The sequence below is a fragment of the Shinella daejeonensis genome (genome assembly GCF_024281235.1).
In the GTDB taxonomy this organism is placed as follows: domain Bacteria; phylum Pseudomonadota; class Alphaproteobacteria; order Rhizobiales; family Rhizobiaceae; genus Shinella; species Shinella daejeonensis.
In genome coordinates, this window is record NZ_JAHWXY010000011.1 from 107,083 (window position 1) to 121,284 (window position 14,202).

The following is a 14,202-nucleotide window of genomic DNA, read 5'->3' on the forward strand; positions in this document are numbered from 1 at the left end:
CATGTCCGACATCCGCACCGAGGCGGAAGCGAAGCCCAACGCGACGCCCAAGCCTCCGCTCGATCCGCATCTGAAGGCGCTCGAAAACGAAGCCATCCACATCTTTCGCGAGGTCGCGGCCGAATTCGAGCGGCCGGTCATGCTCTATTCGATCGGCAAGGACAGTTCCGTCCTGCTGCATCTGGCGCGCAAGGCCTTCTATCCGGGCCGCGTGCCGTTCCCGCTGCTGCACGTCAACACGGGCTGGAAGTTCGCCGAGATGATCGCCTTTCGCGACGCGGTCGTTAAGCGTTACGATCTCGACCTGATCGAGCATATCAATCCGCGCGGCGCGGCCGAGAACATCACGCCCTTCACGCAAGGGTCCGCCCGCTACACCGACATCATGAAAACCGAGGCGCTACGCCAGGCGCTCGACGCCGGCAAATACGACGCGGCCTTCGGCGGCGCGCGGCGCGACGAGGAAGCCTCGCGCGCCAAGGAGCGCATCTATTCCTTCCGCACGCCGGATCATCGCTGGGACCCGCGCAACCAGCGCCCGGAACTGTGGAACATCTATAACGGCATGATCCGGGCCGGCGAGAGCGTGCGCGCCTTCCCGCTCTCCAACTGGACCGAAGTCGACATCTGGCGCTACATCCAGGCGGAAGACATCCCGATCGTCCCGCTCTATTTCGCGAAGAAACGCCCCTTCGTCGAGCGCGACGGCATGATGATCCTCGCCGAGGATCCGCGCCTCGAACGGCTGCCGGACGAAGTGCGGCAGGAAGGCGTCATCCGCTTCCGCACGCTCGGCTGCTTCCCGCTGACCGGGGCCATCCGCTCAAGCGCCGCCACGCTCGACGAGATCATCGCCGAACTGGAAACCGCCACCGTCTCCGAACGGCAGGGCCGCGCCATCGACCGCGACCAGTCCGGCTCCATGGAAAAGAAGAAACGCGAAGGGTATTTCTGATGACCGCTGCCGCCACCGCTCTCGCCACGTCGCTGCCGCAGGAGGAAGCGGGCCTCGAACCGGCCCGGGCGACACGCGATTCGCGTCCGCTTCGCCTCATCACCTGCGGCTCGGTCGACGACGGCAAGTCGACGCTGATCGGCCGCCTGCTCTGGGACACCAAGGCCGTCAAGGAAGACCAGCGGGCGACACTCGAACGGGATTCCTCCGGCCGGCAGAACGATCTCGGCCTGCCCGATTTCGCGCTGCTGCTCGACGGTCTCCAGGCCGAGCGCGAACAGGGCATCACCATCGACGTCGCCTATCGCTACTTCTCCACCGACCGCCGCGCCTTCATCGTCGCCGACACGCCCGGCCATGAACAATATACCCGCAACATGGCGACCGGAGCCTCCACGGCGGATCTCGCCGTTCTGCTGGTCGACGCGCGCGCCGGCATCCTCGAACAGACCCGCCGCCACGCGACGATCGCCACGCTGATGGGCATCCGCCAGTTCGTGCTCGCCGTCAACAAGATCGACCTGACCGGCTACGACCGCGCCCGCTTCGAGGTGATCGCCCATGAGTTCCGGGAATTCGCGCTCACGCTCGGGGTCCGGCAGATCACCGCGATCCCGGTTTCCGCGCTGAAGGGGGAGAACGTCGTCCATGACGGCCGCGCCGCCATGACCTGGTACGAGGGCCCGACGCTCGTCGAGGCGCTGGAGCGGGCGACCACCCGCTCCGCCCAAGCCGTCGGCTTCCGCCTGCCCGTCCAGCGGGTCTCGCGGCCGGGCGAAAGCTTTCGCGGCTATCAGGGAACGGTGGCCGGCGGGGCCGTGAAGCCCGGCGACAGCGTCGTCGTGCTTCCCTCCGGCATGGAGGCCAACGTCTCGAAGATCGTCACCTTCGACCTGGTGCGCAACGCGGCGGTGGCGGGCGACGCCGTCACCCTCGTCCTCGACCGGCAGGTGGATGTGGCGCGCGGCGACATGATCGTCGCCATCGACAGCCAGCCGATGACGGGGCGCGCCTTCGAGGCCCAGCTGGTCGCGCTTCTGCCGGACGGCATCGAGCCGGGGAAACGCTACTGGCTCAAGAGCGGTCCCCGCCGCCAGCGCGTGGTCGTCGAGCCGGTGAGCCAGCTCGACCTTTCCACCTCCGCCTGGCATCCCGCCGAGCGCCTCGCGATGAACGCCGTCGGCAAGGTCCGGCTCGTCTTCGACGAACAGGCGATCTTCGACGGCTACGAACAGAACCGCATGACGGGCGCTTTCATCCTCATCGACCCCGACACCAACGACACGGTCGCCGGCGGCATGGTGACGGGCCGCCGCGCCGAGATCGGCGGCATCCGCAAGGACGACGAACGCGTCGTGCTGTCGCTGCCGGCCGACCTCGCGGACCGGCTGATGGCAAGCGAGATCTTCGCCAGCCGCCGCCACGACGCCGACGTGCGCCGCACCGACGCCGCGCGCATCGCACGCCTGCTGGCCGCACTCGACTAGGAGTGAAGCCGGCGCGCGGACACGGCCGATAACGCAGGAACGGGGCCTTTCGGCCCCGTTTCCGTTTCATTTTCCAACCTGAGAACATTTCCGGTTCCCACCGGAAACGCTTCTGGATTCTTGTTTTACCGCGTTTTCAGCCGGTGCGATCCCGCTCCGGCTGGAAATGCTTTTAGAAGAAGAAGTACCAGATAAGCAGCACGACGATGAGCGGCACGCCCATCAGCCAGAGGATGAATGCCCGAGCCATAGGTTCTCCCTTTCCGTTGCTTGCATCGTTTTCATAATGCACGGAAAGGCGGAAAGTTCCGGCCGTGCGGGCTTCAGCCGGCCGGCGTTTGCCGGACTGGCGCTGCGTCCTCCTCGTGCTTCTGCGCGAAATAGTTGGCCAGCAGCGCGCCGGAGATATTGTGCCAGACGCTGAAGATGGCGCTCGGCACGGCGGCGACCGGCGAGAAATGCGCCGCCGCCAGCGCCGCGCCCAGGCCGCTGTTCTGCATGCCGACCTCGATGGCGATGGCCTTGCGCTTGGAAAGCGACAGGCCGGAGGCTTTGGCGGCCAGATAGCCGAGCAGATAGCCGATGCCGTTGTGCAGCACGACGACGAGGAAGATCAGCAGGCCGGAGGTGGCGATCGCCTGCTTGCTTGCGCCGACCACCGCCGCGACGATCAGCACGATGCCGATGACGCTGACCAGCGGCAAGGCCGGCACCGCCGCTTTGACGACGCCCGGCAGCAGCTTCTGGAGAGCGAAGCCGAGGGCTAGCGGAACGAGGATCACCTTGACGATGCTGAGGAACATCGCCATCGCATCGACCGGCAGGAACTGGCTGGCGAAGAGCCAGACGAGGAACGGCGTGACGATGGGCGCTGCAAGCGTGGTGACGCTGGTGCAGGCGACGGATAGCGCCACGTCACCCTTCGACAGATAGGTCATGACGTTGCTCGACGTGCCGCCGGGGCAGCAGCCGACGAGGATGACGCCGGCGGCGACTTCCGGCGACATCGGGATGACGATCGTCAGCCCCACGGCGATGAGCGGCATGATGAGGAATTGCGAGGCGACGCCGATGCCGACATCGGCCGGCCGGCGGGCGACCTCCCTGAAGTCGTCGAGCGACAGGGTCAGCCCCATCCCGAACATGATGATGCCGAGCAGCGTAACGATATAGGGCGTCAGTTGCTTGAACGTATCGGGAAGAAAGAAGCCGAGGACGGCGAACAGGATGGTCCAGACGGCGAAGGTTTTTCCGACGAAGGCGGAAAGCGAAGCGATGGCTTTCAAGAGGGAGGCTCCGTATATTGACGTTTCGCCCCCGCCCTACTCCCCGCGCGGGCGCGTTTCAACCCATGCGGCGTCAGGAAACCGCTTGCGGCCTCCCCCTTTCCGGCCCGATCACCTTTCGCGGAAGGCTTTCGTGAAGTAATCGGCAAGCGGCTTCACCAGATAGCCGAGCGGCGAGCGTTCCGTCGTCTGGATGAAGGCTTCGACCGGCATGCCGGGAATGACGTGGCGGTCGCCGAGCCGGGTCATCTGGTCCTCGTCCGGCCGGATTTCCGCCTTGTAATAGGTCGCCCCGGAGCGCGGATCCGCCAGCACGTCGGCCGCCACGCGGGTGACATGGCCGAAGATCTCCGGCGTCGACCGGTGGTCGAAGGCGGCGAAGCGGATATGGGCCCGCTGGCCGACATGCACCTGATCGATCTGCGTCGGCGAGATCTGCGTCGCGATCACGAGTTCCTGTTCCTGCGGGATGATGAACATCAGCGCATCGGCCGGACGGACCACCGAGCGCAACGCATGGACCTGAAGCCCGAGGACGACGCCGGAGACGGGCGCGGCGATATCCATGCGGTCGAGCGTCTCCAGCTTGGCGTTGCGGCTCTCGCGCAATTGCGCCACCCGCGCCTCGATCTCGCGCAATTGCGCCGTTGCTTCCTCGCGCACCGCCGAATGGATATTGAGAACGGCGATCTCGATTTCCGCGATGCGGCCGGCGTTTTCCGCGATACTGGAGCGCGCCTGGCTGATCGTGCCGCGGATCTCCGCCTCCTCGCGCTGGAGCGCAAGCACCCGGCTGGCATTGGTGAGCGACTGGGCGAGCAGCTTATTCTGCGCCTCCAGTTCCCTGCCGATCAGCTCGAGCTGCGTATCGAGCGCGGCGATGCGGCTGGCGATGCCCTCGTTCTGCTTGGCGATCTGGGCTTTCTTCTCGTCGAGCTGCTCGATCTGCTTGCCGCGCGTTTCGGCGCGTGCGGCCATCAGCCGCCGCTGGCCGTCCATGAGCTCGGCGACTTCGGAACGATCGCCGGCTACGGCGACCAGTTCCGGGTCGAAGAGGATGTCCGGCTGCCCGTCCTGCTCGGCCTTCAGCCGCGCCGCCGTACCGAGAAGGCTGTGGAGCTGGCTTTCGATGACCGCCAGTTCGGAACGGTCGAAGGTATCGTCGAGCCGCATGAGCACGTCGCCGGCCTTCACCGTGTCGCCTTCCGCCACGAAGATGCGGCCGACCACGCCGCCCGTCAGATGCTGCACGACCTGGCGATTGCTCGCCACCTCGACGATGCCGCCCGCCACCACCGCGCCGTGGATGCGCGTCAGCACCGCCCAGGCCCCGACGCCGCCGACCAGCAGCACGAGCGCCGCATAACCGGTGACGATATAGCCGCGGCCCGACCATTTCCCCTCCGAAGCCCTCATCCGGCCCGTCATGCCCGCCCCTCCTCGCTGCCGGCGACGACATCGGTGCCGGCGACGACCTGGGTGTGGTTGCGCAGATGGGCGCGCAGCACGTCCTCGCGCGGGCCGAAGGCGACGCGGTGGCCGTCCTCGACGATCAGGATGAGATCACATTCCTCGATCGCCGCCGGCCGATGCGCCATGATGACCACCGCCCGGCCCGCCTCCTTCAAGGCGCGCACGGCGAGATTGAGCGCCAGCGAGCCCTCGGCGTCGAGATTGGAATTCGGCTCGTCGAGCACCAGCAGCGCCGGATCGCCATAGAGCGCGCGGGCCAGCCCGACCCGCTGCTTCTGGCCGCCGGAAAGGCGCCCACCCATGGCCGGCAGCCGCGTGTCGTAGCCGTCCGGCAGGCGCAGGATCATCTCGTGCGCGCCTGCCTGCTTGGCCGCCGCCACCACCTTCGCGGGATCGGGATCGAGCGCCATGCGGGCGATGTTTTCCGCGACCGTTCCCTCAAACAGCACCACGTCCTGCGGCAGGTAGCCGATATGATCGGCGAGACCGTCGCTGCCATATTGCTCCAGCGTCGCGCCATCGAGCCGGACGCTGCCGCCCGCCGCAGGCCACACACCGGTCAATACGCGGGCGAGCGTCGACTTGCCCGAGGCGCTCTGGCCGATGACGCCGAGCGCCTGTCCCGGCCGGAGGCCGCAGGTCAGCATGCGCAGCGTCGCCACCGTTTCACCGGGCGGCACCACCGTCACCTGCTCGACGTCGAGGATGGCGCGCGGCTTCGGCAGGGCGGTGCGGCTTTCTTCCTCCGGCACGCGGGCAAGCAGTTCGGCGAGCTGCCGCCAGCCCTGCACCGCCCGCTGGATCAGCGACCATTGGCCGATCGCCCCCTCGATGGGCGCGAGCGCCCGGCCGAGGATGATGGAAGCGGCGATCATCGCGCCGGGAGTGATCTTGTCCTGGAGCACGAGCCAGGCGCCGAGCGCGAGGATCGCCGATTGCAGGAAGATCCGGAAGGTCTTGGAGGAAATGGCGTAGAAGCCGTTGCTGTCGGAATAACGGATATTGGCTTCGAGCGCCCGGTCCCGCAGACGCCCCCAGCGCAGGGCGACGGCCCGGCGCATGCCGAGCGCGCGCACCGTGTCGCTCTCGTGCTGGAGCGCCTGGGTCATCTCGTCGCTCTGGCGTCCGGCGATCATCGCCCGCTCCTGATCCTCCCTCGTGCCGTTCTGGTTGAGCCAGGTCAGCACGATCAGGATGACGCCGCCGATCAGGCCAAGCACGCCGAGCAGCGGATGGAAGGTGAAGATCACAAACAGGAAGAACGGCGTCCAGGGAATATCGAAGACGGTGAAGACGGCGGGCGAGGACAGGACCTTCTGGATGGCGTCGAGATCGCGCATGCCGGTATGCGTCGAGACCCCCCGGGCATGCAGCGCCGTGCGATCGAGCACCGCGTTGAAAACACGGCGGTCGAAACGGGCCTGGAAGCGCGCGCCGATCCGGGCCGCCACGCGGCTGCGGGCATGATCGAGGACGCCCATGAAGAGGAACAGGCCGGTGACGAGGCCGGTCAGCGCCACCAGCGTCGCCTCGGAGCGCGACGACAGCACCCGGTCGTAGATCTGCAACATGAACAGCGGCCCGGTGAGGACCAGCAGATTGACGAAGAAGCTGAAGAGGCCGATGGCGACGAAGCCGTTCGCGCCGCTCGTCAGCGCGGATTTCAGCTCCTCCCTCCCGGCCCTGGCCGACGACTGCATGAAAACCCCCATAAACGGCCGCCCGCCCGCCGGCCCGCCCCCGCGCAACCTTACAGGAAAACCTGCAACCGCACGATATATTCGCCAATCCTTGAGAAACGCGAAAGTGCATTCCCGCCACGGATGCCCCCAAAACACCGCCGCGACGCGATTTTACGCAACGTTCCGTTTTTTTTGATATTTTGCGCTTGTCGAAACCGGAAGCCTGTTCTATAGGATGCGCCGCTGGTCACGGAGTGTAGCGCAGCCTGGTAGCGCACCACGTTCGGGACGTGGGGGTCGAGTGTTCGAATCACTCCACTCCGACCAGCTAAGTCCTTTTCAAAAAAGGATTTCCGGCCATCCCGAAGGCTGCCGAAAACCTTCCCGCGCCAAAACTGACAGCAACCCCTCGTCTCTCCGTCGTCCGAACTCTCCTTCGGTAGCGCCTTGCAGATGACGCGAGTCAGCAGACGGAGGCGCTATGTGACCGCTGCTCCCGCGTCGTGATATCGATAGAGGTTGGTGATGGGTTCGAGGACGGTCCACACACCTTTGATGTCCGGCGAGATAGTCACGAAATCATCCTTCTCGATGTCCAGCTTCGTGCCGTCGCTGAACGCGATCCTGGCCCGTCCCTCCACGACGCAGAACGAGACGGCCTGATCGTAGTGGATTTCGAACGGCTCTCCCGAGCCGGCCTCCCATCTGGTCCAGGAGGCCACATCCGCTTTGGTCCGAGATGTTGCGCGATCCCGCTGGATAAGATCAGTCCTGAAACTACGATCCGACTGCATGGTCACGATGCTCCTGGGTCATGGCTCTATAGTAGGACACCTCCGACGCAGGCAGCGGCGGCCGGCCCCGGATGAGGTCAGAAGCCTTCTCCGCGATCATGAAGGTGACGGCGTTGATGTTCGCGCTCGGGATCGACGGGATGACGGACGCATCGACGATGCGCAGGCCTTCGGCGCCGATGAGACGAAGGTCAAGGTCGACGACGGATCGAGGATCGTCCGCCCGGCCCATGCGGGCCGTGCCGCAAGGGTGGAACGAACTCGTCACGTCCCGGCGGATGAAAGCTTCCAGCTCCGCGTCGGTGCGGCAGGTCTCGCCGGGGGCATCCTCGCGTTTGCGGTAGGGTACGAAGGCCGGCTGGGCCAGAATTTCCCGGCCGAGCTTGAGACCTTGCAGGGTTTCCTTCCGGTCACGCTCGGTGGCGAGATAGTTCGGATCGATGAGGGGCGCGTCCTTCAGGTCCGCCGAGCCCAGCCGCAACGAGCCTCGGCTTTCCGGCCGCATCGGGCCGACGCCGAGACGATAGCCGCCGACGCGCGGATCAGGAATCCAGTTCTCTCCGAAAAACACCGGGAAGAAGTGAATCTGGAGGTTGGGATGGGTGATCGTGCCGTCGCTGCGTATGAAGGCGCCGACATGGCACTGGTTGATCGCCGCGACACCGCCCTTGCAGGCGAACCACTGGATGCCGGCCATGACCATCTTGTCGAACCGGAGATACTGATTGAGGCTGTACTTGAGGTCGCATTCGACCTGGATATGGGTCTCGAAGTGGTCGTGAAGGTTCCGGCCGAGCATCGGGACGTCGAGCACCGGCGCGATGCCGAGCCGCCGCAGGTCGTCGGCGGGACCGACGCCGGACAGCATCAGGATTTGCGGGCTGCCGAACGCGCCCGAGCTCATGACGACCTCTTGCGCGGCGAAGACATCGACCGTTTCCGAGCCACGGCGGACCCTCACACCGATTGCCCGGTTGCCCTTGAACAGGACCTTGAGCACCTGGCAGCCTGTGTGAATGTGCAGGTTCTTCCGCACGGGTCGGGAATGCAGGAAGGCATTCGAGGAACTGGAGCGGACGCCGCGACCTACACTCATCTCGAAGCGGCCGACGCCCTCCTGCCGATAGCCGTTGAAATCCGCGATTTCCTCATGGCCGGCCTGCTTGCCGGCTTCGAGGAAAGCCCGGTTCAACGCGCCGAGATCGTCCTGCCGCTTGACCGGCACGACACCATCGGCGGAGCGGAACGGCCCTTCGGCCCCCTCCAGCCGCTCGAAACGCTTGAAGTAGGGAAGGCAATCGGCAAAAGACCAGCCGTCGCAACCGTCCTTGTCGCGCCAGTCGTCGAAGTCGCGTGGATTGCCGCGCAGGAACGTCATGCCGTTGATCGAGGACGAGCCGCCGAGGACGCGGCCACGAGGCTGGTCGATCTCCCTGTTGTCGAGATGGCGTTGCGGCGTGGTCCTGAACCAATAGTTATAGGTGCTTGTGGGCTTGAAGGCTGAACGAAGCCCAGCCGGCATACGCAGAATCCAGCTCCGATCGGATGGCCCGGCCTCGAGCAGCAGAACCGAGGCGCTCTCGTCCTCGCTCAGACGGCTGGCCAGCGTGCAGCCTGCCGTGCCCGCGCCGACGACAATGAAATCGTATCCTTCAGCACGAAACGTCCTCAAGGCAGTTCTCCAGCAAGCAAGGGATGTCGGGCGGGAGGGGTAGCGGCGACCGCTCCCCTCCCTCATCTTCGCGTCAGAGCGACGACTTGACCTTTTCCGCGACTTCGGGCGAAACCCACTTCGTCCAGATGTCGGGATTCTTGGACAGGAAATGGCGCGCGCCGTCTTCGCCGGTCGCCTGGTTCTCCGTCATCCACGCCATCAGCGCGTTCACGGTCTTGTTGTTCCAGCTCCGCGCCTTCAGGTACTCGACCACCGCCGGATCGGTGCGCTCGATGAAGGACTTGGACCCGAGGGTCATCACGTTGTCCTTCGGGAACGTATTGGGCTTCGGGTCCGCGCAGGTGTCGACGGAGGTGCAGCGCTTCCACTCGGCCGCATCATGCGGCACGCCGAAATCCACCTGCACCATGTCGTACATGCCGAGCAGCGAGGTCGGTTCCCAATAGAAGCCGAGCCACGGCTCCTTGCGCTCGTAGGCCTTCGCCATGGAGCTGTCGAGGGCCGCCGCCGATCCCGTGTCGATCACGTCGAAGCCTTTGGCCTTGACGTCGAAAGCCTTGGAAAGCTGGTTCGTCGCGATCGTGCCGCCCCAGCCGGTCGGGCCGTTGAAAATCGCGCCTTTGGAAGAATCTTCCGGCGAGGGGAAATATTCCGGATGGGCGAGGATTTCCTCGATCTTGTTGATGTTGGGATTCTGCTCGACCATGTAGCGCGGAACGAACCAGCCGGCCTGGCCGCCGTCCGAAAGTGACGGAACCAGCGCCACGACGCGACCATCGGCCAGAGGCGCCTTCACCAGTTCCGGGAAAAGGTCGACCCATGCCTCCGGAATGATATCGGGCTTGCCCTTCTCGGCCTGCGATGTGATGCCCGAGGCCGCGTCGACGACGACGATTTCCGAGTTGCAGCCGAATCCCTCGTCGAGGATGATCTTGTCGACGTTCGAGAGCACTTCCGCACTCTGCCAGTTCATGCTGGCGATGCTGATGTCGCCGCACTCGGCCATCGCGCCATGGGCGAACAGGACGAGCGGCAGGGCGGTGGCCGCCGAGAAGAGATGCTTTTTCATGTTCCTCACTCCGTTGTCGATTGTTGTTATGCAGCGGCCGGCGAGGCTTTCGCCCGACAGGTCGTCAAAACGCCAGGCAGGCAAGGGCCGCGGTGTGTCTCCTGCCATGGCGGAATGGATTGCTGGGTAAGGGCGCTATTCTGCCGCCTGATGGCTCACGAGCCAGGGGGCGACCCAGTCGCCATCGACGCGGAGCTCGACGGCGGCGTCGTCCTCGACAACCTTGCAGACGGTCATCTCGCCAGCATCGAGCCCATAACGCTCACCGGCTTCGCGGAAGCGCGCACGGCAGGCATCGAGCATCTCGGAGCGCGTGCCGGTGTCGTCCATCAGTTCCTTGATGAGGCCGAGGTCCTTCAGGCAGAGCTTCAACGGGAAGGACGGATCGTAGTGTCCCGCAAAGATCGAGGGAACGTCGTGCTGCATGACGAAGCTGTCCGCCGCACCGCCCTTCATGACATCCCACCAGACCTCCGGCTCAAGCCCGGCCTTCTTCGCGCAGACCATGGCCTCGCCGATGGCCGCCGCATGGACCTTCCAGAGCTGGTTGTTCACGAGCTTGGCGACGTAACCGTTGCCGTATTGGCCGACTTTCCTGAGTTCACCCATCGCCTCGATGACGGGACGGGCGGCTTCGACATCCGCGTCGTCGCCGCCGACGAACATCGGCATGTCGCCACGGATGGCCGCATCGACGGACCCCGTGACAGGCGCATCGACCGGACGGCCGCCGGCCGCGATGAAGGGCTTGATCAGCTCCCGCATGAAGCGGGGCGAGGACGTCGTCATGTCGATCCAGAGCTTGCCCCGGCAGTCGCCGGAAAGCAGCCCGTCCGGTCCGTTGAGGACCGCGTCGAGATGCGGCGGGCCGAACACCATGGAGACCACGCAGTCGACGCGGCCGATCATCTCGCGCGGACTGTCGACCCATGTCGCGCCCATGGCGAGATGGTCCTTGGCCGCTTCCGGGCGCAGATCGAAGACATGGGTCTCGAACCCCGCGCGGATGATATTCTTGGCGGCGTTGCCGCCCATGGTGCCGAGTCCGATAAAGCCAACTTTCATTCCATCCTCCCCGAAGGCGCTTTGTCGCAGGCAGACTAGACCGGGGACTTACAATTGGTAAAATGAGAAGTCTCTATAGCAACAATTGGGAATCTTAATCGTGATCGATCTCGACATGCGGCTGCTGCGATCCTTCGTATCGGTCGCGGCGGAACGGAATTTTTCCCGCGCGGCGGAGCGGCTGAATTGCTCGCAGGCAACGGTGTCGCTGCGCATCAAGAGTCTGGAGGAAACGTTTGGGCATCCGCTGTTCAATCGCGGCTACCATCTGGTCGAGCTCAGCGCCGCGGGGAAGGAGGTGCTGCCGCAGGCGCAGCTCATCCTCGATCACCACGACGCGCTGATCGACAAGATGCGCAGCGGCAATGTCGCCGGGACGGTCAACCTTGGCATCGCGGAGGATTATGGCGAGCCTTTCCTCTCCCGCCTGATGCGGGTTGTCGACAGCTCGTTTCCGGGGATCGAGCTGAATGTCATCTGCCAGATGAGCATCAGGCTTCAGAAGCTTCTGGAATCGCGCAAGGTAGACTTGGCGATCGTCACCCTGCCCAACCAGAACGACCATTCGACTCTTCTGAGCCGGCCGAAGCTGGTCTGGGTCTCCTCCCGCGACTATGTCGTCGACCGGAAGAAGCCATGGCCGATGGCCTTCTATGCGGAGGGCTGCGCGTTCCGTGCGGAGGCGGTGGCCGCGCTCACGGAACACGGGCACGCCTATCGCGAGGTCCTGACGACGGCCAGCGGCGAGGTCATCAAGAGCGCCGTCAGCTCGGGAACGGCGATCACCGTCATGGCCGAAGGGACGATCCCGCCGGGTTTTTCCGTCCTGCCGGCCAAAACCGGCCTTCCCGATCTTCCGCACAGCTGCATCCAGCTGGTGGAACGGGAAGACGGGCTTTCAAAAGCAGCCCAGCAGGTCAAGGCTTCCATCATGAAGCTGCTCGGCCCAGCTTATATGTGATATTTCGAGGAGCATCATGACGGTCAAGATAGGGCCGGCTAAAGTGCGGCTTCTATCCTGGCGGCAGCCTCGGGAGAAACCCACGTCTTCCAGATGTCGGGGTTCTCCTTGAGAAAATGCCTGGCGCCGTCTTCGCCATCTGCCTGATTGTCAGTCATCCAAAGCATCAGCTTGTTGACCGTGTCGTTGCTCCAGGAACGCTTGTTCAGATAATCCATAACCTCGGGCGATGCTGCGTCGGCAAAACGCTTCGAGACGAGTGTGTAGACATTCTCGAGGCGCCAGCCATTCGGTTTCGGATCAGGACAGGTCTCAACGGTCGTGCAACGCTTCCATTCCTCGTCATCACGGGAAACACCGTTGTCCAGCCGGACCATGTCGTACTTCCCGAGAAGAGCCGTCGGCGACCAGTAGAATCCGATCCAGCCTTCCTTCCGTTCGTTGGCTTTCGAGATCGACCCGTCCAAGCCGGCGGCAGAGCCCGGATCGATCAGCATGAAACCCGCCTTTTCGGCTTCAAAGGCCTTGAACAGCTGTGCCGTGACGACTGTACCACCCCAACCCTGCGGGCCGTTGTAGACTGCCCCCTTGCCGCTACCTTCGGGCTCGGGAAAAAGTTCAGGGTGCTTGAGCGCATCGGCTATCGTCTTGATATCGGGATGGGCATCGGCAAGGTACTTTGGAATCCACCACCCATTCTGGCCGCCATCAGGCAGGGCCTTCGCGGCGATGACGAGGGTTCCTTCGGCTACGCCGCGTTCGACGACCTGCGGGAGCTTCTCCACCCAGGCTTCGCTCATGATATCGGGCTGGCCTTTTTCGGCCATCGTCATGATCGTCGGAACGGTGTCCCCGGCAACCATTTCAACGCTACAGCCGAATCCATGGGTGAGAACAAAGCTGTCCAGCCCGGCAAGAACCTCCGCACTCTGCCAATTCATATCGGCTATCGTAAGCGAACCGCATTCAGCGGCCTGAACCACCGAACCGCAACCAAGAAAACCGAGAAGACCTAGTGCCGAAAGTAGTTTGTACATCGCCGTTCACCCTCCTTTTGATTGATTTTCTCATTCCAATCTCTGGAATTGCGTAACGTTAACTGGCAAGGCGAGAGGTGTGACGACGGAAAAGGCCAATCCTTCCGATAAGTTCTTGTTATGGACGTCGTGCGCCATTCCATCACGCACGTTGCCCGCGGGAATAGAATGATCGTTCAGGCTTCCTCGCCTGAAGTCCGGGCGACATGGTTTCGCAGGGTGTTCAGGAACGTGGCCGTTGGGGCACTCAAGGCGCGTTTCGTGGATGTGATGATACCCACCGGATACGTGAACGCCTCGCCGAGAAGCGGAATCGCCCTCATATGTTTCTGAAGGGCTTTCGGGCGCGAGAGTTCAGTCAATACCGACAGATAATCGTTTGAGGAGGCCATCTCGGTCAATGTGCTGACGCGAGACACCTCGAAACGGATGTCGAGCCGCACGCCATGCGCCACGGCCTCGCGCTCGAGGAGCCTTCGAACACCGGAATCGCGATTGAGGGCGAGCATGGGAATGCCCGCCAGATCGGTAATTCCAACCCCTTTCTTTTGAGAGATCGGGTGACTTGCAGGACAGATAACGCAGCAGCGATCGACGGTTAGCGGGCTGAAATCAAAATCGGGATGCGGCTTCCAGAATCCCGTGAGTGAACCGCCCCGGCTTTACCGGAGACCGTTTGGCTTAAGTTATGCGGCCATGGCTGGTGCGTCCAGCATGG

11 protein-coding genes, 1 tRNA gene and 1 pseudogene are annotated in these 14,202 nt (G+C 64.1%); 4 read left to right on the forward strand and 9 right to left on the reverse strand.

Annotation, left to right across the window (positions count from 1 at the left end; translation table 11 throughout):
* The first annotated feature begins 1 nt into the window (after position 1).
* Positions 2-955, forward strand: a complete 954-nt coding sequence (gene cysD, locus KYK29_RS19460; protein WP_254692557.1) for a sulfate adenylyltransferase subunit CysD — start codon at positions 2-4, stop codon at positions 953-955.
* Positions 955-2,442: a sulfate adenylyltransferase subunit CysN gene (gene cysN / locus KYK29_RS19465; protein WP_254692558.1), complete on the forward strand. Its 1,488-nt coding sequence runs from the start codon at positions 955-957 to the stop codon at positions 2,440-2,442. The genes cysD and cysN overlap by 1 nt, the downstream gene beginning before the upstream one ends.
* Before the next feature lie 323 nt (positions 2,443-2,765).
* Here the strand turns inward: cysN and KYK29_RS19470 are convergent, their stop codons facing one another.
* The 3 genes from KYK29_RS19470 to KYK29_RS19480 form a co-directional block, all read right to left on the reverse strand.
* Positions 2,766-3,728 (reverse strand): bile acid:sodium symporter family protein, encoded by a 963-nt coding sequence (locus KYK29_RS19470; RefSeq protein WP_254692559.1) that lies wholly within the window; start codon positions 3,726-3,728, stop codon positions 2,766-2,768.
* A gap of 111 nt (positions 3,729-3,839) precedes the next feature.
* Entirely contained in the window at positions 3,840-5,156 is a 1,317-nt protein-coding gene (locus KYK29_RS19475) for an HlyD family type I secretion periplasmic adaptor subunit (protein ID WP_254692560.1), read from the reverse strand.
* Entirely contained in the window at positions 5,153-6,901 is a 1,749-nt protein-coding gene (locus KYK29_RS19480; RefSeq protein ID WP_254692561.1) for a type I secretion system permease/ATPase, read from the reverse strand. The genes KYK29_RS19475 and KYK29_RS19480 overlap by 4 nt, the downstream gene beginning before the upstream one ends.
* 232 nt (positions 6,902-7,133) lie before the next feature.
* Here KYK29_RS19480 and KYK29_RS19485 point away from each other — a divergent pair.
* Positions 7,134-7,210, forward strand: a tRNA-Pro gene (locus KYK29_RS19485).
* A gap of 152 nt (positions 7,211-7,362) precedes the next feature.
* On the opposite strand, the gene KYK29_RS19490 is transcribed toward KYK29_RS19485, so the two are convergent.
* The 4 genes from KYK29_RS19490 to KYK29_RS19505 all read right to left on the reverse strand — a co-directional run bounded on the left by KYK29_RS19490 (position 7,363) and on the right by KYK29_RS19505 (position 11,486).
* Positions 7,363-7,677 (reverse strand): cupin domain-containing protein, encoded by a 315-nt coding sequence (locus KYK29_RS19490; protein ID WP_254692562.1) that lies wholly within the window; start codon positions 7,675-7,677, stop codon positions 7,363-7,365.
* On the reverse strand, positions 7,661-9,349 hold the full coding sequence (locus KYK29_RS19495) for a choline dehydrogenase (RefSeq protein WP_254692563.1): 1,689 nt from the start codon (positions 9,347-9,349) through the stop codon (positions 7,661-7,663). Before KYK29_RS19495 ends, KYK29_RS19490 begins: the two co-directional genes overlap by 17 nt.
* A gap of 73 nt (positions 9,350-9,422) precedes the next feature.
* Complete coding sequence (locus KYK29_RS19500; RefSeq protein ID WP_254692564.1) at positions 9,423-10,421, reverse strand: glycine betaine ABC transporter substrate-binding protein; 999 nt, start codon at positions 10,419-10,421, stop codon at positions 9,423-9,425.
* Between the two features lie 135 nt (positions 10,422-10,556).
* Positions 10,557-11,486: an NAD(P)-dependent oxidoreductase gene (locus tag KYK29_RS19505; protein ID WP_254692565.1), complete on the reverse strand. Its 930-nt coding sequence runs from the start codon at positions 11,484-11,486 to the stop codon at positions 10,557-10,559.
* Between the two features lie 100 nt (positions 11,487-11,586).
* On the opposite strand from KYK29_RS19505, the gene KYK29_RS19510 reads away from it, so the two are divergent.
* A complete protein-coding gene (locus KYK29_RS19510) occupies positions 11,587-12,447 on the forward strand; it encodes a LysR family transcriptional regulator (protein ID WP_254692566.1) in 861 nt (286 codons plus the stop codon).
* A gap of 38 nt (positions 12,448-12,485) precedes the next feature.
* Here the strand turns inward: KYK29_RS19510 and KYK29_RS19515 are convergent, their stop codons facing one another.
* Together KYK29_RS19515 and KYK29_RS19520 are read right to left on the reverse strand one after the other, a co-directional pair.
* Positions 12,486-13,484, reverse strand: a complete 999-nt coding sequence (locus KYK29_RS19515; RefSeq protein WP_254692567.1) for a glycine betaine ABC transporter substrate-binding protein — start codon at positions 13,482-13,484, stop codon at positions 12,486-12,488.
* 176 nt (positions 13,485-13,660) lie between these two features.
* A pseudogene (locus KYK29_RS19520) lies at positions 13,661-14,110 on the reverse strand (LysR substrate-binding domain-containing protein); the annotation flags it as partial.
* Between the last annotated feature and the right edge of the window lie 92 nt (positions 14,111-14,202).